Source organism: Aliivibrio sifiae (assembly GCF_002954705.1).
In the GTDB taxonomy this organism is placed as follows: Bacteria; Pseudomonadota; Gammaproteobacteria; order Enterobacterales; family Vibrionaceae; genus Aliivibrio; species Aliivibrio sifiae_A.
In genome coordinates this window covers 2,168,505-2,187,230 of sequence record NZ_MSCO01000001.1, presented here as the reverse complement: position 1 = coordinate 2,187,230, position 18,726 = coordinate 2,168,505, and the positions used below count along the sequence as shown (strand labels likewise).

The 18,726-nt window shown below is 39.5% G+C and carries 16 protein-coding genes; all 16 read left to right on the top strand.

Annotation, left to right across the window (positions count from 1 at the left end; genetic code table 11):
* The first annotated feature begins 108 nt into the window (after positions 1-108).
* The 16 genes from tsf (at position 109) to accA (ending at position 18,661) form a co-directional block, all read left to right on the top strand.
* Positions 109-954, top strand: a complete 846-nt coding sequence (tsf, locus tag BTO22_RS09785) for a translation elongation factor Ts (protein ID WP_105055308.1) — start codon at positions 109-111, stop codon at positions 952-954.
* A gap of 186 nt (positions 955-1,140) precedes the next feature.
* Positions 1,141-1,872, top strand: a complete 732-nt coding sequence (gene pyrH / locus BTO22_RS09780; RefSeq protein WP_105055307.1) for a UMP kinase — start codon at positions 1,141-1,143, stop codon at positions 1,870-1,872.
* A 36-nt stretch (positions 1,873-1,908) separates the two neighbouring features.
* Positions 1,909-2,466 (top strand): ribosome recycling factor, encoded by a 558-nt coding sequence (gene frr / locus BTO22_RS09775; RefSeq protein WP_060991661.1) that lies wholly within the window; start codon positions 1,909-1,911, stop codon positions 2,464-2,466.
* Between the two features lie 123 nt (positions 2,467-2,589).
* Complete coding sequence (locus tag BTO22_RS09770) at positions 2,590-3,363, top strand: isoprenyl transferase (RefSeq protein WP_105055306.1); 774 nt, start codon at positions 2,590-2,592, stop codon at positions 3,361-3,363.
* A gap of 3 nt (positions 3,364-3,366) precedes the next feature.
* Positions 3,367-4,206, top strand: coding sequence for a phosphatidate cytidylyltransferase (locus BTO22_RS09765; RefSeq protein ID WP_105055305.1), 840 nt, complete (start codon positions 3,367-3,369; stop codon positions 4,204-4,206).
* A 101-nt stretch (positions 4,207-4,307) separates the two neighbouring features.
* Positions 4,308-5,510, top strand: coding sequence for a 1-deoxy-D-xylulose-5-phosphate reductoisomerase (gene ispC, locus BTO22_RS09760; protein ID WP_105055304.1), 1,203 nt, complete (start codon positions 4,308-4,310; stop codon positions 5,508-5,510).
* A gap of 2 nt (positions 5,511-5,512) precedes the next feature.
* The gene (gene rseP / locus BTO22_RS09755) at positions 5,513-6,871 is read left to right on the top strand and encodes a sigma E protease regulator RseP (RefSeq protein WP_105055303.1); all 1,359 of its coding nucleotides are present in this window, start codon (positions 5,513-5,515) and stop codon (positions 6,869-6,871) included.
* 29 nt (positions 6,872-6,900) lie between these two features.
* Entirely contained in the window at positions 6,901-9,330 is a 2,430-nt protein-coding gene (gene bamA, locus BTO22_RS09750) for an outer membrane protein assembly factor BamA (protein ID WP_105055302.1), read from the top strand.
* A gap of 73 nt (positions 9,331-9,403) precedes the next feature.
* The gene (locus BTO22_RS09745; protein ID WP_105055301.1) at positions 9,404-9,919 is read left to right on the top strand and encodes an OmpH family outer membrane protein; all 516 of its coding nucleotides are present in this window, start codon (positions 9,404-9,406) and stop codon (positions 9,917-9,919) included.
* Positions 9,920-9,927: 8 nt separating this feature from the next.
* On the top strand, positions 9,928-10,947 hold the full coding sequence (gene lpxD, locus BTO22_RS09740; RefSeq protein ID WP_105055300.1) for a UDP-3-O-(3-hydroxymyristoyl)glucosamine N-acyltransferase: 1,020 nt from the start codon (positions 9,928-9,930) through the stop codon (positions 10,945-10,947).
* 127 nt (positions 10,948-11,074) lie between these two features.
* Positions 11,075-11,527, top strand: a complete 453-nt coding sequence (gene fabZ / locus BTO22_RS09735) for a 3-hydroxyacyl-ACP dehydratase FabZ (protein WP_060991653.1) — start codon at positions 11,075-11,077, stop codon at positions 11,525-11,527.
* 2 nt (positions 11,528-11,529) lie between these two features.
* Positions 11,530-12,318, top strand: a complete 789-nt coding sequence (gene lpxA / locus BTO22_RS09730) for an acyl-ACP--UDP-N-acetylglucosamine O-acyltransferase (protein WP_105055299.1) — start codon at positions 11,530-11,532, stop codon at positions 12,316-12,318.
* A gap of 73 nt (positions 12,319-12,391) precedes the next feature.
* Entirely contained in the window at positions 12,392-13,543 is a 1,152-nt protein-coding gene (gene lpxB / locus BTO22_RS09725) for a lipid-A-disaccharide synthase (protein ID WP_060991651.1), read from the top strand.
* A gap of 4 nt (positions 13,544-13,547) precedes the next feature.
* Positions 13,548-14,171 (top strand): ribonuclease HII, encoded by a 624-nt coding sequence (gene rnhB, locus BTO22_RS09720; RefSeq protein WP_060991650.1) that lies wholly within the window; start codon positions 13,548-13,550, stop codon positions 14,169-14,171.
* Complete coding sequence (gene dnaE / locus BTO22_RS09715) at positions 14,171-17,650, top strand: DNA polymerase III subunit alpha (protein WP_105055298.1); 3,480 nt, start codon at positions 14,171-14,173, stop codon at positions 17,648-17,650. Before rnhB ends, dnaE begins: the two co-directional genes overlap by 1 nt.
* 51 nt (positions 17,651-17,701) lie before the next feature.
* Positions 17,702-18,661 (top strand): acetyl-CoA carboxylase carboxyl transferase subunit alpha, encoded by a 960-nt coding sequence (accA, locus tag BTO22_RS09710; protein ID WP_105055297.1) that lies wholly within the window; start codon positions 17,702-17,704, stop codon positions 18,659-18,661.
* Positions 18,662-18,726: the final 65 nt, after the last annotated feature.

Sequence of the window (18,726 nt, the reverse complement as noted above, 5' to 3'; positions counted from 1 at the left end):
GCTCCTAGTGAGTCTTTTAGTTTCGTAGTAAACTAAATATAGTTAGCAGGGGCCCAATTTGGCCCCTGATTTTTAACTTTTATACCTATTTATATTGAGGAATTGAGAATGGCAACTGTAACTGCTGCTCTAGTTAAAGAACTTCGTGAACGTACTGCTGCTGGTATGATGGAATGTAAGAAAGCACTTGTTGAAGCTGAAGGCGACATCGAGCTAGCAATCGAAAATATGCGTAAATCTGGCGCAGCAAAAGCGGCTAAAAAAGCAGGTAACATCGCTGCTGAAGGCACAATCATTATCAAAGAAGAAGCTGGCGTTGCTGTTCTTCTTGAAGTTAACTGTCAAACTGACTTCGTAGCTAAAGATGCTGGTTTCCTAGCATTCGCTAACGAAGTTGCTGAAGCTGCTTTAGCTGAGCGTCTAGACATCGAAGCTCTTCAAGCAAAATTTGAAGATGCTCGTATCGCTCTAGTTACTAAAATCGGCGAAAACATCAGCATCCGTCGCGTTCAACTTGTTGAAGGCGTAGCACTTGCTTCTTACCGTCACGGCGAGAAAATTGGTGTTGTTGTTGCTGGTGAAGGCGAAGCTGATACGCTTAAGCACATCGCTATGCACGTTGCTGCTTCTAAGCCTGAGTACGTTAACCCATCTGACGTACCTGCTGAAGTAGTAGAAAAAGAAAAAGCTGTTCAAGTTGAAATCGCTATGAACGAAGGCAAGCCTCAAGAAATCGCTGAGAAAATGGTTATCGGCCGTATGAAGAAATTCACGGGCGAAGTTTCTCTAACAGGTCAAGCTTTCATCATGGAACCTAAGAAAACTGTTGCTGAAATTCTTAAAGAAAAAGGCGCATCAGTATCTAACTTCGTACGTCTAGAAGTTGGTGAAGGTATCGAGAAAGCGGCTGAAATGAGCTTTGCTGACGAAGTAGCTGCAGTACAAAAAGGTTAATCCTTTCGTATTGTTGATAAAAAAGACCGTGGCCATGCTGCGGTCTTTTTGTGAATAAAGAATCAACTTAGTTACGTAAGCTTTTATAATATAAGACGATAGTTGTAGCTATTTGCTTTTACAGAAAACAGTTAATATCAAATGGCGACAGTTATTTCGACAACTCTTAGTGAAAAGGTAAGAACCATGACGACGAACCCGAAACCAGTATATCAGCGTATTCTATTAAAACTTAGTGGTGAAGCACTTCAAGGCGAAGAGGGTTTTGGTATTGACCCAGCAACACTTGAGCGTATGGCTCAAGAGATAAAAGAACTGATTGAACTTGGTGTTCAAGTTGGTGTTGTTATTGGTGGTGGTAACCTTTTCCGTGGTGCTGGCCTTGCAGAAGCTGGTATGAATCGCGTAGTAGGCGATCACATGGGTATGCTAGCAACAGTAATGAATGGCCTTGCTATGCGTGATGCACTTCACCGTGCTTATGTAAATGCACGAGTAATGTCTGCTATCCCTCTAAAAGGTGTATGTGATGATTATAATTGGGCTGATGCAATCGCTCAACTTCGTCAAGGCCGTGTAGTAATTTTCTCTGCAGGTACAGGCAACCCATTCTTTACAACCGATTCTGCTGCGTGTTTGCGTGGCATTGAAATTGAAGCTGATGTCGTTTTAAAAGCAACAAAAGTAGATGGTGTATTTACCGCTGATCCAGTATCTAACCCTGATGCAGAATTATATGATAAACTGGATTACAACACTGTTCTTGAAAAAGAATTAAAAGTTATGGACTTAGCAGCGTTTACTCTTGCTCGTGACCACAAAATGCCTATCCGTGTATTCAATATGAATAAGCCGGGTGCATTGCGTCGTGTTGTAATGGGTGAAACTGAAGGTACTTTAATCAGCAGCGCTGAATAAATCGTCCAATATAAAATAACAATTTAAGGTGAAGTTGTGATTAACGAAATTAAAAAAGACGCTCAAGAGCGCATGGAAAAAAGCGTAGAAGCACTGAGAAACAGCCTGTTAAAAATTCGTACAGGTCGTGCTCACCCAAGCCTTCTCGCTGGTCTTTCTGTTGAGTACTACGGTGCAAGAACTCCAATTAATCAAGTAGCAAACATCATTGCTGAAGATTCTCGTACTCTTGCGATTACTGTTTTTGATAAAGAGCTTGCTGGCTTAGTTGAAAAAGCAATCATGATGTCAGATCTTGGTCTAAACCCAATGTCTGCTGGTACAGTAATTCGCGTACCGCTTCCACCGCTAACAGAAGAGCGTCGTAAAGACCTTGTTAAGATTGTACGTGGCGAAGCTGAAGGCGCTCGTGTTGCTGTTCGTAATATCCGTCGTGATGCAAATGGTGATCTTAAAGGTCTTCTTAAAGAGAAAGAAATTTCAGAAGATGATGATCGTAGAGCACAAGACGAAATTCAAAAACTGACAGATTCTGCTGTTAAGAGCATTGATGAAGTGCTTTCAGTAAAAGAAAAAGAGTTAATGGAAGTCTAATTTACTTTTATTACTCATTGTTCAGGCTGATTTTTTCATATAAATAATGATATGATGTCGGCGATGAACACGATAAGAAGCGCTATGTGTAGACATTAGCGCTTTTATTTTTAAGGGAGTTATATGGCCAGTCAACCTAACAGCGAGTTTTTATCATCTGAAGTATTACCAAATCATATAGCGGTAATCATGGATGGTAATGGACGTTGGGCGAAAGCTCAGGGTAAGCCTCGTGTATTTGGTCATAAAGCCGGTGTTGATGCGGTGAGAAAAACCATATCAGCAGCCAGCAAACTAGGGATAAGAGCCATTACTCTTTTTGCTTTTAGTAGCGAGAATTGGCGTCGCCCAGAAGAAGAGGTTAGTGTCCTCATGGAGTTGTTTATTACGGTTCTTTCCCGTGAAGTTAAGCGTCTTCATAAAAATAATATTCAGTTACGCGTTATAGGTGATACCTCTCAATTTAGCTCTCGTCTTCAAAAGAAGATCGTTGATGCTGAGGCATTAACTTGTGAAAATTCAGGGTTAGTGCTAAATGTTGCTGCAAATTATGGCGGCAAGTGGGATATTACCCAAGCAGTTAAACGTCTTGCTTATCAAGTGGAGCAAGGTAATTTACAGGTTGATGATATTGATGAAGCGTCGATTGCTTCTAAGCTCACAATGTCAGATTTACCTGATGTGGATTTAATGATTAGAACCAGCGGTGAGTGTCGCATCAGCAATTTCATGCTGTGGCAAATGGCTTATGCTGAGTTTTATTTCACTGACCAATATTGGCCTGATTTTAATGAACAAAGTTTAGCGGATGCTATTGCTTGGTTTGTTAGTCGAGAAAGACGATTTGGTTGTACAGGTGAGCAAATCCAAGCTCTAATGAACGAAAAGGATCTATAAAGTTTGAAACAGCGTATTATTACCGCTCTTATTTTAGCACCCCTAGTTATTGCAGGCATTTTCATGTTGCCAATGCAAGGTTTCCTTATTGCGATTACCGCAATTACACTTGTAGGCTTTTGGGAGTGGACTCAGTTTACAGAATCTAAATCTCGTTATATAGCCTTAGTCCCTTCAGTAATTGCCCTTGCAGCGTCTCTTTTTTTATTGCCAACCTCAACTTTGGAACTTGCGATTCCAACTGATGGGCATCAAGCAATCTTATTGATTGGTTCAATATGGTGGCTAGTTGCTTCAGGTTTGGTTTTAACCTTCCCTAAAAGTAAAACATTATGGCAAAACCACCTACCTTTAAAGCACATTTTTGGTTGGCTAACAATGATCCCATTTTTGTGGAGTATTCTATTGTTGCGTGCCGATAGTTATGCGGTTGATAGTTTTTATGGCGCTAAATTAGTTTTATTGGTTTGTTTATTGGTATGGGCTGCAGATAGCGGCGCTTATTTTGCTGGCAAAACCTTTGGTAAGCGTAAAATGTCACCAGCAGTAAGCCCAAATAAAACGATCGAAGGTTTAATCGGTGGGATTATTACTGCGATTATCGTTGGCTGGGTTGCTGCAAGTGCTTTTGAAATCCGATTTGAAAGTACAATTGCGATGTTAGGTATTTTCATTGCAACCATTATTATTTCAGTATTAGGTGATCTTGTTGAAAGTATGTTTAAGCGAGCATCTGGTATTAAAGACAGTGGCACTATCATTCCTGGTCATGGTGGTATTTTAGATCGTATTGATAGCTTAACGGCTGCATTCCCAGTATTTGCTTTCTTGTATTTTCTATAGTTCGTTTCTCTTCTGTTTTGAAGAACTAAATCAACTTAATTTATACGGTAGATATCATAATCTACCGTTTTTCTATTCAATTTTCATTGTGGTCATTCATTATGCGCAAGTTAACCATTTTAGGTGCTACTGGCTCTATTGGTAGTAGTACACTTTCAGTCGCAAAACAAAACGCCGATAAATTTGATGTTGTTGCATTAGGTGCAGGAAGTAACGTTGAAAAAATGCTGGATCTTTGTTGTGAATGGCAACCTAAATATGTTGCTATGGCAAGTACTGACGCAGCACATTCGTTAATGGTTAAGCTAAAAGAGCGTGATCTTGATATCGAGGTGTTTTCAGGTGAAGAAGGGCTTTGTCACATCGCTCAACTTGATGATGTTGATACGGTCATGGCGGCGATTGTTGGGGCAGCTGGTCTGTTACCAACCATGTCAGCAGTTAAAGCTGGAAAGCGCATATTACTTGCGAATAAAGAAGCTTTAGTCATGTCTGGGCAATTATTTATTGATGCTGTCGAAACATATGGTGCCGAGTTATTGCCAGTTGATAGTGAACATAATGCAATTTTTCAATGTCTTCCTGAGAGAATTCAAACCAATTTAGGGCGTTGTGATTTAGATGCTAATGGCATTAGCTCTATTTTATTAACTGGTTCAGGTGGTCCATTTCGTTATACCGATATATCAGAATTAGAATCTGTAACACCTGAAATGGCAATTGCTCACCCTAACTGGTCAATGGGACCTAAGATCTCTGTTGATTCAGCAACCATGATGAATAAAGGGTTGGAATATATAGAAGCTCGTTGGCTGTTTAACGCAAGCAAAGAGCAGTTGAAAGTTGTTATTCATCCTCAATCAGTTATCCACTCTATGGTTCAGTACAAGGATGGTTCTGTCTTAGCGCAAATGGGACTTCCCGATATGAGAACCCCAATTGCCTGCACTATGTCTTATCCTAAAAGAGTAAATGCTGGAGTTGAACCACTTGATTTTACTAAAGTGGGAGAGTTTAGTTTTCTTGAGCCAGACTTTTCTCGTTACCCATGTTTGAAATTAGCTATTGACGCATGTTATTTAGGTCAGCACGCGACGACAGGGTTAAATGCAGCTAATGAACAATCAGTCGCTGCTTTTTTGAACGGTCAGATTAAATTTACAGATATAGCTCGAATTAATGAGTCGGTTTTGGACAAAGTATGCGCAAACTTCCAAAACCTTGAGCTAGATAGCTTGGAAAGCCTGATTGACCTAGATAGAATGGCCCGTCATTATGCCGATGAGGCAATTAAAAAGGTTTAACTATGTCAGAACTTCTATGGAATCTATCATCATTTATTATCGCACTAGGTATTCTTGTTGCTGTTCATGAGTATGGTCATTTTTGGGTAGCTCGCCGTTGTGGTGTAATTGTTGAGAAATTTTCTATTGGTTTTGGTAAGTCAATCTGGAGCAGAAAAGGCAAAGACGGCACGGAATATAACATATCTATGATCCCACTTGGGGGTTATGTAAAAATGTTGGATGAACGTGTTGATGAGGTTCCTGAAGAACTTAAACAACATGCTTTTAATAACCGTCCTTTATGGCAAAGAAGTGCCATTGTTGCCGCAGGACCAATCGCGAATTTTATTTTTGCAGTGGTAGCGTGTTGGCTTGCTTTTATGATCGGAGTGACTGCATTAAAGCCAGTTGTTGGACATATCGATAATAATTCAATTTTTTCTCAAGCAGGAATTGAATCTGGAGTGGAACTAAAAGCGATTTCAGGAATCAAAACCTCGGATTGGGAAGCGGTTAATATGGCGATTGTTTCTCATATTGGCGATGAGTCGATGACGGTAACCTATAGCGATGAAAATAATATTGGTGTAGATGTTACAACGACTCTTGATTTATCTGATTGGAAATTTGATCCAGAAAAAGATTCACCAATGGTGTCTCTTGGTTTTCTTCCTTATCGCCCAACATTAACTTTAGATGTTGCCAATGTAAGTGCAAATAGTGCAGCTGAAAAATCAGGTTTATTGGTTGGTGATCGCTTAGTTTCTGTTAATGGTAATAAGTTAGCAGAATGGCAGGATATGGTTGACGCGATACAATCCAATCCAAATAAAACGATGGAGCTAGTTGTACTTCGTGATAATGAACAGGTGGCTTTAAGCTTAACTCCTGATAGCAAAGAGAATGCTAACGGTAAAATTATTGGTTTTGCTGGAGTATCACCTATTTTTGAAGCATGGCCTGAAGGTTATCGCTATGAAAAACAATATGGTCCAATCGTTGCTTTTGAAAAAGCAGTAGAAAAAACCGGTAATATTATTGATTTAACATTAACCATGACTAAGAAATTATTCACGGGTGATGTAGCGTTAAATAATTTAAGTGGTCCTATTTCGATAGCCAAAGGCGCAGGTACTACAGCTGAATATGGTTTAGTATCATTTTTAGGATTTTTAGCTTTAATTAGTGTTAATTTAGGTATTATTAATTTATTACCTCTTCCTGTATTGGATGGTGGGCATTTACTCTTCTTTGCAATAGAAGGGATTACGCGTAAGCCTGTATCAGAAAGAGTTCAAGAAATTGGTTATAAAGTAGGAACAGCAATGATTATGTCATTAATGGCTGTCGCTTTATTTAACGACTTTATGCGCCTTTAAGTAGTAGCAAGGGAATAATAAAACGTATTATGGCGATGAAAAAATTGTTGATAGCCTCACTGCTTTTTGGCAGCGTTGCAGCGCAGAGCGCAGAAACATTTGTTATTGATGATATACGCTTTGAGGGATTACAGCGTGTCGCATTAGGTGCAGCATTACTTAAGACCCCTGTTCGTGTTGGTGATAGTATGAGCCAGCAAGACGTATCTCAGGTAATTCAAGCATTATTTGCTTCTGGTAACTTTGAAGACGTAAAGGTATTTCGTGATGGGAATGCATTACTAATTAAAGTGACAGAACGCCCAACGATTGCAAATATCTCTTTTTCTGGTAATAAAGCCATTAAAGAAGAGCAGATGCAGCAAAACTTAGAAGCTTCTTCTATTCGTGTAGGCGAAGCATTAGATCGAACAACATTAAGTAATATTGAAAAGGGCTTAGAAGACTTCTATTACAGTGTTGGTAAGTACAATGCAACGGTTCATGCTGTTGTAACGCCACTACCTAGAAATCGTGCGGATTTAAAATTTGTATTTACTGAAGGCGTTTCGGCTAAAATTCAACAAATTAACTTTATTGGTAATGAAGTATTTACTGATGAGCAACTCCTCAGTCGTTTCAATCTTAATGTAGATGTCGCGTGGTGGAATTTTTTAGCGGATGAAAAATATCAGAAACAAGTACTTGCTGGTGATATTGAAGCATTACGTTCATATTATCTTGATCGCGGTTATTTGAAATTTCAGGTAGATTCAACTCAAGTTTCTATTTCTCCAGATAAAAAAGGCGTATATATCGCGTTAACCGTTGAAGAAGGGGCGCCTTACACTGTAAGTGGCGTTAAATTCCAAGGTGAGTTGATCGGTAAAGAAGACGAATTTAAAAAGCTTGTTCCTTTTGAAGATGGCGAAGTTTATAACGGCTCTGAAGTTACTCGTTTAGAAGAAAATATTAAACGAATTTTGGGTGAAGCCGGTTACGCTTATCCTCAAGTTCGTACCATGCCAGAGTTTGATGATGAGAACCAAACAGTATCGCTAGTTATTAATGTAGAGGCGGGTAACCGTATCTATGTTCGTGATATTAAATTTGTCGGTAATACTTCCACTAAAGATGAAGTGTTACGTCGTGAAATGCGTCAGATGGAAAGTTCTTGGTTAAACTCTAAGTCGATTGAAACGGGGAAAAATCGTTTAAATCGTTTAGGTTTCTTCGAAACGGTCGATGTACAAACGGTTCGAGTTCCAGGATCTGATGATCAAGTTGATCTGGTTTACTCTGTAAAAGAAGCAAACTCAGGTAGTGTTAATTTTGGTGTCGGGTACGGTACTGAATCGGGTGTGAGCTTCCAAGTTGGTCTTCAGCAGGATAACTTCATCGGTTCTGGTAACCGTGTTGGTATCAATGCAATGATGAACGATTATCAAAAGAACATCAGTTTAGATTATCGAGACCCTTACTGGAACCTTGATGGTGTCAGCTTAGGTGGTAAGATTTTCTATAATGAATTTGAAGCATCTGATGCGGGTATTGTCGATTACACCAACCAAAGTTATGGTGGTAATCTTACATGGGGTTTCCCGTTTGATGAGCTAAACTACTTCGAAATTGGTGTGGGTTATACGCATAACAAAATTTCTAATCTAGAAGGTTATGTTCAAATTGAACAATACTTAAATTCAGTAGGTGATGCTTATGATGAAGGTGCTCAAACGCTGATCGTAAGTGACTTTGATGTGACGTTATCTTGGACTCGTAATAACTTAAATAAAGGTTATTTCCCAACCGCAGGTAACTACCAGCGTGCGTCTTATAAGATAACGACGCCGAATTCGGATTCACAGTTTTTCAAAGCTCAATATGAAGTGCGCCAATATTTCCCATTAACTAAAAAGCATGAGTTTGCTTTATTAATGCGTGGTAAGGCTGGATACGGTAATGGTTACGGTCAAACTGACGGTAATGATAACCTGTACCCATTCTATGAAAACTTCTATGCAGGTGGTTTCACAACATTACGTGGTTTTGGTTCAAACTCTGCGGGCCCAAAAGCCGTTTATGCTCAAGGTTCAAATGGGGGGATAGGTAATAATACCTCTTACGCAGCAACGGATGATTCTGTTGGTGGTAATGCAACAGCTTTAGCAAGTATTGAGCTAATTGTACCAACTCCATTTGCAAGTGAAGAGACACAAGGTCAAATTCGTACCAGTGTCTTCTTTGATATGGCGAGTGTTTGGGATACTGAGTTTGACTATAAAGATCCTAAACCAGGAATGGATGGCAGTCAGTATTACTATGATTATTCTGATCCATCGAATTTCCGTTCTTCATATGGTGCAGCTTTACAATGGATGTCTCCTATGGGGCCGTTAGTATTCTCAATTGCGAAACCAGTGAAGATTTATGAGGGTGATGATGAAGAATTCTTTAGTTTCACCATTGGACGAACTTTCTAAGCATTGATAGCTCTAATAGAAAAGTGTTAATGTAAACCGATTAAATTTAGGTCGATAATAATTAATTAAGGATATGATTTTGAAAAAGTTGGTAAAAGTAGCCGCTTTAGGCACAGTATTATTAAGTGGTTCTTTTTTTGCTAATGCAGCAGAAGCAGCAACCAAAATTGGCTATGTAAATATGGCTCAAATCGTTCAGCAGATGCCACAACGTGAAGCTATTTCAGAAAAACTTCGTGCTGAGTTTAAAGATCGTATTGATGAATTACGTGGTTTAGAGTCAAAAATTAAAGATAAAGTAGAAACTATCAAACGTGATGGTGAGCTTTTAGGTACGTCAGGTAAAACTAAGCTTGAGCGTGAAATTGCATCTCTTCAGTCAGATTATAAACTGAAAGCACAAGCATTAGATGAAGATAACCGTCGTCGTCAAGGCGAAGAACGTCAGAAACTGATCATGCAAGTTCAACAAACAGTAGAAAAAGTAGCAAACAAAGAAGGCTACGATATGGTTGTAGATGCACAAACACTACTTTGGGCAAAACCAGAAGATAATCTATCTGAAAAAGTTATTAAAGAAATTAAATAAGGTCGAACATGACTCGTATTACGCTTGCTGAATTGGCAAAAAAACTGGGTGCAACCGTTCATGGTAACGGTGATGTTGTTGTACATTCTATCGCTTCGATGAGTAAAGCTGGAGAAGGGGATATAACGTTCCTTTCAAACGCTAAATATCGTAAGCAATTGGCTAGTTGCCAAGCATCAGCGGTGATTGTGAAAGAGGCAGACATTGAGTTCTGTCAATCTAATGCATTAATAATGCGAGACCCATATTTAGGCTTTGCTTTAGCTGCTCAAGCTTTAGATACAACACCGACTCCAGCAAAAGACATTGCACCATCTGCATATATTGCTGATGATGCAGTAATTGGAGAAGGTGTTGCTATCGGACATAATGCAGTCATTGAATCAAAAGCCGTTATTGCTGATGGTGCGATTATTGGTGCGGGCTGTTTTGTTGGCCAAGAAGTGAAAATTGGTAAGAATACTAAGTTGTGGGCAAATGTTTCTATTTATCATCGAGTAGAAATTGGTGAATCTTGCTTGATTCAATCTGGTACTGTTATTGGTTCTGATGGTTTTGGTTATGCAAATGACCGTGGAACTTGGGTTAAAATACCCCAATTAGGATCGGTTATCATTGGCGATAATGTTGAGATTGGTGCCAATACCGCCATTGACCGTGGTGCAATTGATAATACTGTTATTGAAAGTAATGTTATTATTGATAACCAAATTCAAATCGCTCATAACGTACAAATCGGATCTGGTTCTGCGATGGCTGGTGGTACAATTGTCGCTGGCAGCACAAGTATTGGTAAGCATTGTATTATCGGTGGTGGTTCAGTGATAAATGGTCACATTGAAATTACCGATGGTGTAACTATTACTGGTATGGGTATGGTGATGAGAGGCATTAGCGAAAAAGGCATGTACTCATCAGGTATTCCACTGCAAACCAATAAAGAATGGCGAAAAACTGCAACTCGTGTTCACAAAATTGATGAAATGAATAAACGATTAAAGGCAGTAGAGAAAAAGTTAGTCGACTAATTCTCACTTAGTAACATTCTAATTAATAAGTATTGGTCTGCATTTTGCAGACCTTTGTCTATCTATTATTACTCTATTTGAGCTACACTATTACTCAGATACGATATTGTTTTACAGGAATATTATTTTGACTCGTGAAAATAAAACGCTCAACATTACAGAAATCCAAGAGTTATTACCTCACCGTTACCCATTTTTATTGGTTGACCGAGTAACAGATTTCGAAGAAGAAAAATACTTACACGCGATCAAGAATGTGTCTGTAAATGAACCTCAATTTACTGGCCATTTCCCTCAAATGCCAATTTTCCCAGGAGTATTGATTCTTGAAGCAATGGCTCAAGCTACTGGTTTATTAGCATTTAAATCATTTGGTGCTCCTGCTGAGAATGAGCTTTACTATTTTGCTAGTATTGATAAAGCTAAGTTCCGTAAGCCAGTGGTTCCTGGCGATCAATTAATTATTGAAGTTGAATTCATTAAAGATCGTCGCGGTATTGCACTATTTAACGGTGTAGCTAAAGTTGATGGTGCTGTAGTGTGTTCAGCTGAACTTAAGTGTGCAAGACGAGAGTTTTAATTATGATTCATGAATCTGCTCAAATTCACCCGTCAGCAGTTATTGAAGGTAATGTGACGATCGAAGCGAATGCTTCTGTTGGTCCGTTTACTTACATTTCAGGTAATATCACGATTGGTGAAGGTACTGAGGTTATGTCGCATGTTGTCATTAAAGGCGATACTACGATAGGTAAAGATAACCGTATTTTTGCATTTGCCATTATTGGTGAAGAAAGCCAAGATAAAAAATACAGTGGTGAAGCTACAACCGTTGTTATTGGCGATCGTAATGTTATCCGTGAAAGTGTTCAAATCCACCGTGGTACGACTCAAGATCGTGGCGTAACAACGGTTGGTAGTGATAACTTATTGTGCGTAAATGTTCATATCGCACATGATTGTGTTGTTGGTGACAATATAATCATGGGGAACAATGCAACACTAGCTGGTCATGTGAACATTGAAGATTATGCGATTGTTTCTGCATTATCGCCTGTTCATCAGTTTTGTACCGTTGGTGCTCATAGCTTTATTGGTGGCGCATCGGTTGTTGTTCAAGATGTACCTCCATTTGTTATGGCACAAGGTAATCACTGTAAGCCTTTCGGTATTAATATCGAAGGATTAAAGCGTCGCGGTTTTGAAAAACCTGAAATTCATGCAATTCGTCGAGCTTATAAAGCGCTTTATCGTAATGGTAATACATTAGAAGAAGCAAAAGCTGAGATAAATAAAGAAATTGAAGCATTTCCAGTACTTCAAGGCTTCTTAGATTTGTTTGAGAAATCGACGCGCGGTATTATTCGTTAATAACGGCGTTTAGAAGTATATAAGCATATTATAAAGGCCTATTGATGTAGGCCTTTTTTATTTTGGAGCAAAAATGACCAAACCATTACGAATTGGTATTGTCGCTGGTGAGTTATCTGGTGATACGCTAGGTGAAGGCTTTATTAAGTCAGTAAAAGCACAATATCCTGGTGCTGAATTTGTGGGGATCGGCGGACCTAAAATGATAGCTCAAGGATGTGAGTCATTATTTGATATGGAAGAACTGGCCGTAATGGGGTTGGTAGAAGTATTGAGTCGATTACCTCGTTTATTAAAAGTGAAAGCAGAACTTGTTAATCATTTTACTCAAAACCCACCAGATGTTTTTATCGGTATTGATGCGCCTGACTTTAATTTACGTTTAGAAAAAACGCTAAAAGAGAAAGGTATAAAAACAGTTCATTATGTTAGTCCATCTGTATGGGCTTGGCGTCCAAAGCGTATATTTAAAATTGATGCCGCAACGGATCTTGTTTTAGCCTTTTTGCCGTTTGAAAAAGCATTTTATGATAAATATAATGTAGCTTGTGAGTTTATTGGCCATACATTGGCTGATGCAATTCCAATGCAAAGCGATCAAATTTCAGCTCGTGAATTATTAGGTTTACAACAAGATCGTCAATGGCTAGCCGTTTTACCAGGTAGCCGTGGTGGTGAAGTTGCATTAATTGCCAAACCATTTATTGAAACCTGTCAACGAATTCATAAACAACATCCTAAAATGGGGTTTGTCGTTGCCGCTGTTAACGAAAAACGCCGTGAACAGTTTGAAACAATCTGGAAAGAAACGGCCCCTGAATTAGAATTTACAATTATTCAAGATACGGCCCGAAATGTCATGACAGCCGCTGATGCTGTATTATTAGCATCAGGTACGGTAGCACTTGAATGTATGCTAATAAAAAGACCAATGGTTGTTGGTTATCAAGTAAATAAACTAACAGGATGGATTGCTCAAAAGCTTTCGATTACTGAATTTGTTTCTTTGCCTAATGTCTTAGCAGGAAAAGAATTAGTGCAAGAGTTTATTCAAGAAGAGTGTCACCCTGATTTTCTTTATCCGGCAATGGAAAAAGTATTGAGCCAAGATAACAGTGAATTAATTGAAAAGTTTACTGAAATGCATCAATGGATCCAAAAAGATGCGGACAAGCAAGCCGCTAATGCCGTCTTACGTCTAATTAATAAAGAAACAGCAGAATAACGTTATGACAAAAAAAACAGACTCGAAAGAATTACCTCCATTTGAATACCCTCAAGGTTACCAGTTATTTGCTGGTGTTGATGAAGTAGGGCGTGGACCATTAGTTGGTGCAGTTGTAACGGCTGCTGTTATTTTAGACCCAAATAATCCAATCGAAGGTTTAACGGATTCTAAAAAATTGACGGATAAAAAGCGTGATTTATTGTTTCCAGAAATCCAAGAAAAAGCATTAGCATGGTCACTAGGTCGCTGTGAAGCTCATGAAATTGATGAGTTGAACATCTTACAAGCTACAATGGTTGCGATGCAAAGAGCTATTGCAGGATTAAAAATAACGCCAGATTTTGCCTTAATTGATGGTAATAAAGTCCCTGATTTACCAATGGCTAGTTTAGCTGTTGTTAAAGGTGATTTACGAGTTCAAGAGATCAGTGCTGCATCTATTATTGCAAAAGTAACTCGCGACAGAGAAATGGAAGTTCTAGATAAAGAATTTCCTCAATTTGGTTTTGCGAAACATAAAGGTTATCCAACCAAGGCACATTTTGCTGCCATTGAAGAGCATGGTGTGATTTCTGAACATCGCCGTAGCTTTAAACCCGTGAAACGTGTGTTAGGAATAGAGTAATGTCTGACCCTAAATTTGTACACCTTAGAGTTCATAGTGATTTCTCACTTGTTGATGGCCTTTCTAAAGTCCCACCATTAGTTAAGAAAGTTGCTGAAATGAACATGCCAGCTATGGGATTAACTGATTTCACTAACTTATGTGGTTTAGTTAAGTATTATTTTGCTGCCCATGGCGCAGGTGTTAAACCGATTATAGGTGCAGATTTTACGGTTCAGTCAAAAGAATTTGGTAATGAACTGTTTAACCTAACTGTCTTAGCAAAAAATAATGAAGGGTATAAAAACCTTACGTTATTAATCTCAAAAGCATACCTACGCGGTCACGTTCAACATACTCCAGTAATGGATAAAGAGTGGTTGATAGAGCATAGAGAAGGCTTAATTCTTCTTTCTGGCGGCAAGAATGGTGATGTAGGTAAAGCGCTGCTTAAAGGCAATAAAGAACTTGCTGATGAATGTGTTGAGTTTTATCAAACCCATTTCCCTGAACACTATTATCTTGAATTAACTCGAACAGGTCGTTCTGATGAAGAAAGTTACCTTCACTTTGCTGTAGAGTTAGCCGAAAAAGAAGGGTTGCCAGTTGTTGCTACCAATGATGTTCGCTTTATTAAAGCGGAAGATTTTGAAGCGCATGAAATTCGAGTAGCTATCCATGATGGCTTTACTTTAGTCGATCCCCGCCGACCAAGACTTTATAGTGAACAACAGTATTTACGTTCAGAAGATGAAATGTGTGAGCTGTTTTCTGATATACCAGAAGCGTTAGAAAACAGTGTTGAAATTGCAAAACGTTGTAATGTTACGGTACGTCTTGGGGAGTACTTTCTTCCGAATTTTCCAACGGAAGGGATGAAAATTGAAGACTTCTTAGTTAAAAAATCTCAAGAAGGTTTGGAGCGACGTTTAGCCTTTTTGTTCCCTGATGAAAAAGTACGTTTAGAACGAAGACCTGAATACGACGAACGTTTACAAATTGAATTAGACGTAGTTAACCAAATGGGTTTCCCAGGTTACTTCCTTATCGTAATGGAATTTATTCAGTGGTCTAAAGATAATGATATTCCTGTTGGTCCGGGTCGAGGGTCTGGTGCAGGTTCACTTGTTGCTTACGCCCTGGATATTACCGATCTTGATCCTCTCGAATACGATCTCCTTTTTGAACGATTCTTGAATCCTGAGCGTGTTTCCATGCCCGATTTCGATATCGATTTCTGTATGGATAAACGTGATCAGGTAATTGATCATGTCGCTGAAATGTATGGTCGTGATGCGGTATCTCAAATCATTACCTTCGGTACCATGGCGGCAAAAGCGGTAATTCGAGATGTAGGCCGAGTTCTTGGGCATCCTTATGGTTTTGTTGATCGTCTTTCAAAACTAATCCCGCCAGATCCTGGTATGACATTAGCAAAAGCATTTGATGCTGAACCTCAACTTCCAGAGCTTTATAATGGCGATGAAGAAGTTAAAACCTTGATTGATATGTGTCGAATCTTGGAAGGTTGTACGCGAAATGCAGGTAAACATGCGGGTGGTGTTGTTATTTCACCAACGACAATTACTGACTTTGCTCCATTGTATTGTGATGCGGATGGTAACTTCCCCGTAACACAGTTTGATAAGAATGACGTTGAAACTGCAGGTCTAGTTAAGTTCGACTTCTTGGGTTTAAGAACCTTAACCATTATTGATTGGGCTTTAGGGTTAGTAAATCCTCGCTTGAAGAAAGAAGGTAAAGATCCGGTACGTATTGAATCAATTCCTTTGGATGATCAAGCGTCATTTAGATTATTACAAAACTCAGAAACTACCGCGGTATTCCAATTGGAATCCCGTGGTATGAAAGATCTGATCAAGCGTCTACAACCAGATAGCTTTGAAGATATTATCGCATTAGTGGCACTATTCCGCCCTGGTCCATTGCAATCAGGCATGGTAGATAACTTTATAGACCGTAAACATGGTCGAGAAGAAGTGTCTTATCCTGATGCTACTTGGCAGCATGAATCACTTAAAGAAACACTAGAACCAACTTACGGTATCATTTTATACCAAGAACAAGTTATGCAAATCGCCCAGATCTTAGCGGGTTATACGCTAGGTGGTGCCGACATGCTTCGTCGTGCAATGGGTAAGAAAAAACCTGAAGAAATGGCAAAGCAGCGTGGTACCTTTAAAGAAGGTGCGATTGCTAATGGCGTAGATGGTGAGTTGTCGATGAAAATCTTCGACTTGGTAGAAAAGTTTGCTGGTTATGGTTTTAACAAATCTCACTCAGCCGCTTATGCCTTAGTTTCTTATCAGACATTATGGTTAAAAACGCATTATCCTGCAGAGTTTATGGCGGCGGTAATGACCGCTGATATGGATAACACCGATAAGATTATAGGTCTTGTTGATGAATGTTTCCGTATGAAGTTAAAAGTGCTTCCACCAGATGTTAATGCCGGTTTATATCGTTTCAATGTCGATGAAGATGGCGCGATTGTTTATGGTATTGGTGCGATTAAAGGGGTTGGTGAAGCGCCTATTGAAAATATCATAGAGGCGCGTAATAAAGGCGGGCATTTCCGTGATTTATTTGATTTCTGCTCTCGAATTGATACAAAAAAAACCAATAAGCGAGTGGTGGAGAAACTGATCCGTTCTGGCGCATTAGACAGACTTGGTCCTCATCGTGCAGCATTGATGGCGTCATTAGATGATGCAATGAAAGCCGCAGGGCAACATCATCAAGCGGAATCATTTGGTCAGTCTGATATGTTTGGGGTGTTAACTCAAGCACCTGAAGAGGTTGAACAAGCGTATACACATGTTCCAAGATGGCCAGAAAAAGTATGGCTTGAAGGGGAGAGAGAAACATTAGGTCTCTATTTAACTGGGCATCCAGTCAATGCGTATATTAAAGAATTATCTCGATATACTACGTGGCGTTTGAATGACGCTCACGTTACGAGACGCGATCAAACTGTAACGGTTGCAGGTTTGGTTATTGCTGCTAGAGTAATGACCACAAAGCGTGGCAGCCGGATCGGTTTAATGACATTGGATGACAGATCGGGCCGAATGGAGGTCATGTTATTCTCTGATGCGCTTGATCGGTACGCTGATTTGCTAGAAACTGACAAAATAGTGCTGGTTTCTGGACAGGTCAGCTTTGATGATTTCAACGGGGGGCTTAAAATGTCTGCCCGTGAAGTGATGTCATTGGGTGATGCACGAGAAAAATACGCTCGTGGATTATCAGTTTCTGTTACCGAAGCACAAATTAACAACCAATTTTTTGAGCGCTTTAGTCAAATACTAGAGCCTAATCGGGCAGGGACTGTTCCGGTAAATGTATATTATCAGCGAGCAAATGCTCGTGTTAAGTTGGTCTTAGGGACAGAGTGGCGAGTGACGCCAACAGACCAACTGATGGATGATTTGAAATCGTTGCTTGGCGAACAGCAAGTCGAGCTTGAATTTAACTAGAATAAGTAAGGCTGCTAATTTGAGCGGCCTTGAACTAATAAGGATTCTTTAATGAGCCTAAATTTTCTTGAATTTGAAAAACCAATTGCAGAACTAGAAGCAAAAATTGAAGCGCTGCGTGATATTTCTCGCCGTGGTGGAGATAATACGCTTGATCTAGAAAAAGAAATTAAGCAATTAGAAGATAAATGTTTAGAGCTTAAAAAGAAAACATTTAGTGACCTAGGCGCGTGGGAAGTGGCACAGCTTGCTCGTCACCCAGAGCGTCCATATGTATTAGATTACATCGAACATATGTTTACAGAGTTTGATGAATTAGCCGGTGATCGTGCTTTTGCTGATGATAAAGCATTAGTAGGTGGTATGGCGCGTTTAGATGGTCGTCCTGTGATGATTATTGGTCACCAAAAAGGTCGTGGTACAAAAGAAAAAGTATTGCGTAACTTTGGTATGCCTAAACCTGAAGGTTACCGTAAAGCAAAACGTTTAATGCAAATGGCAGAGCGTTTTAAAATGCCTATCATTACTTTCATCGATACGGCGGGTGCTTACCCAGGTGTTGGTGCAGAAGAACGTGGCCAGTCTGAAGCTATCGCAATGAACTTAAAGATCATGTCAGAACTAAGTGTTCCTGTGATTTGTAATGTTGTTGGTGAGGGGGGTTCTGGTGGAGCATTAGCAATCGGCGTAGGTGACTATGTAAACATGCTTCAGTACTCTACTTATTCAGTAATTTCTCCTGAAGGTTGTGCTTCAATCTTATGGCGTGATTCAGATAAAGCCCCACAAGCTGCTGAAGCGATGGGTCTTGTTGCTCCTCGTCTAAAAGAGCTTGAATTGATTGATACGATCATTGATGAGCCTCTAGGTGGTGCACATCGTGATCATAAAGCAACGGCTGAAAATATTAAGGCTCGTTTAATCGAACAATTGGATGAGCTGGCTGGTTTTGATGAAGAAGCATTGCTTGATCGTCGTTACCAGCGTTTAATGAACTACGGTTACTGTTGATAATTTTTGTCAGATAGAGTAGAGTGAAAGCGAGCCTGAGTGCTCGCTTTTTTATTATCTGGATA

Excerpts from the sequence above, each read along its gene's own strand:
- tsf (WP_105055308.1), top strand. The coding sequence starts at position 109 with ATGGCAACTGTAACTGCTGCTCTAGTTAAAGAACTTCGTGAACGTACT.
- pyrH (WP_105055307.1), top strand. The coding sequence starts at position 1,141 with ATGACGACGAACCCGAAACCAGTATATCAGCGTATTCTATTAAAACTT.
- BTO22_RS09770 (WP_105055306.1), top strand. The coding sequence starts at position 2,590 with ATGGCCAGTCAACCTAACAGCGAGTTTTTATCATCTGAAGTATTACCA.
- ispC (WP_105055304.1), top strand. The coding sequence starts at position 4,308 with ATGCGCAAGTTAACCATTTTAGGTGCTACTGGCTCTATTGGTAGTAGT.
- rseP (WP_105055303.1), top strand. The coding sequence starts at position 5,513 with ATGTCAGAACTTCTATGGAATCTATCATCATTTATTATCGCACTAGGT.
- bamA (WP_105055302.1), top strand. The coding sequence starts at position 6,901 with ATGGCGATGAAAAAATTGTTGATAGCCTCACTGCTTTTTGGCAGCGTT.
- BTO22_RS09745 (WP_105055301.1), top strand. The coding sequence starts at position 9,404 with ATGATTTTGAAAAAGTTGGTAAAAGTAGCCGCTTTAGGCACAGTATTA.
- lpxD (WP_105055300.1), top strand. The coding sequence starts at position 9,928 with ATGACTCGTATTACGCTTGCTGAATTGGCAAAAAAACTGGGTGCAACC.
- lpxA (WP_105055299.1), top strand. The coding sequence starts at position 11,530 with ATGATTCATGAATCTGCTCAAATTCACCCGTCAGCAGTTATTGAAGGT.
- lpxB (WP_060991651.1), top strand. The coding sequence starts at position 12,392 with ATGACCAAACCATTACGAATTGGTATTGTCGCTGGTGAGTTATCTGGT.
- rnhB (WP_060991650.1), top strand. The coding sequence starts at position 13,548 with ATGACAAAAAAAACAGACTCGAAAGAATTACCTCCATTTGAATACCCT.
- dnaE (WP_105055298.1), top strand. The coding sequence starts at position 14,171 with ATGTCTGACCCTAAATTTGTACACCTTAGAGTTCATAGTGATTTCTCA.
- accA (WP_105055297.1), top strand. The coding sequence starts at position 17,702 with ATGAGCCTAAATTTTCTTGAATTTGAAAAACCAATTGCAGAACTAGAA.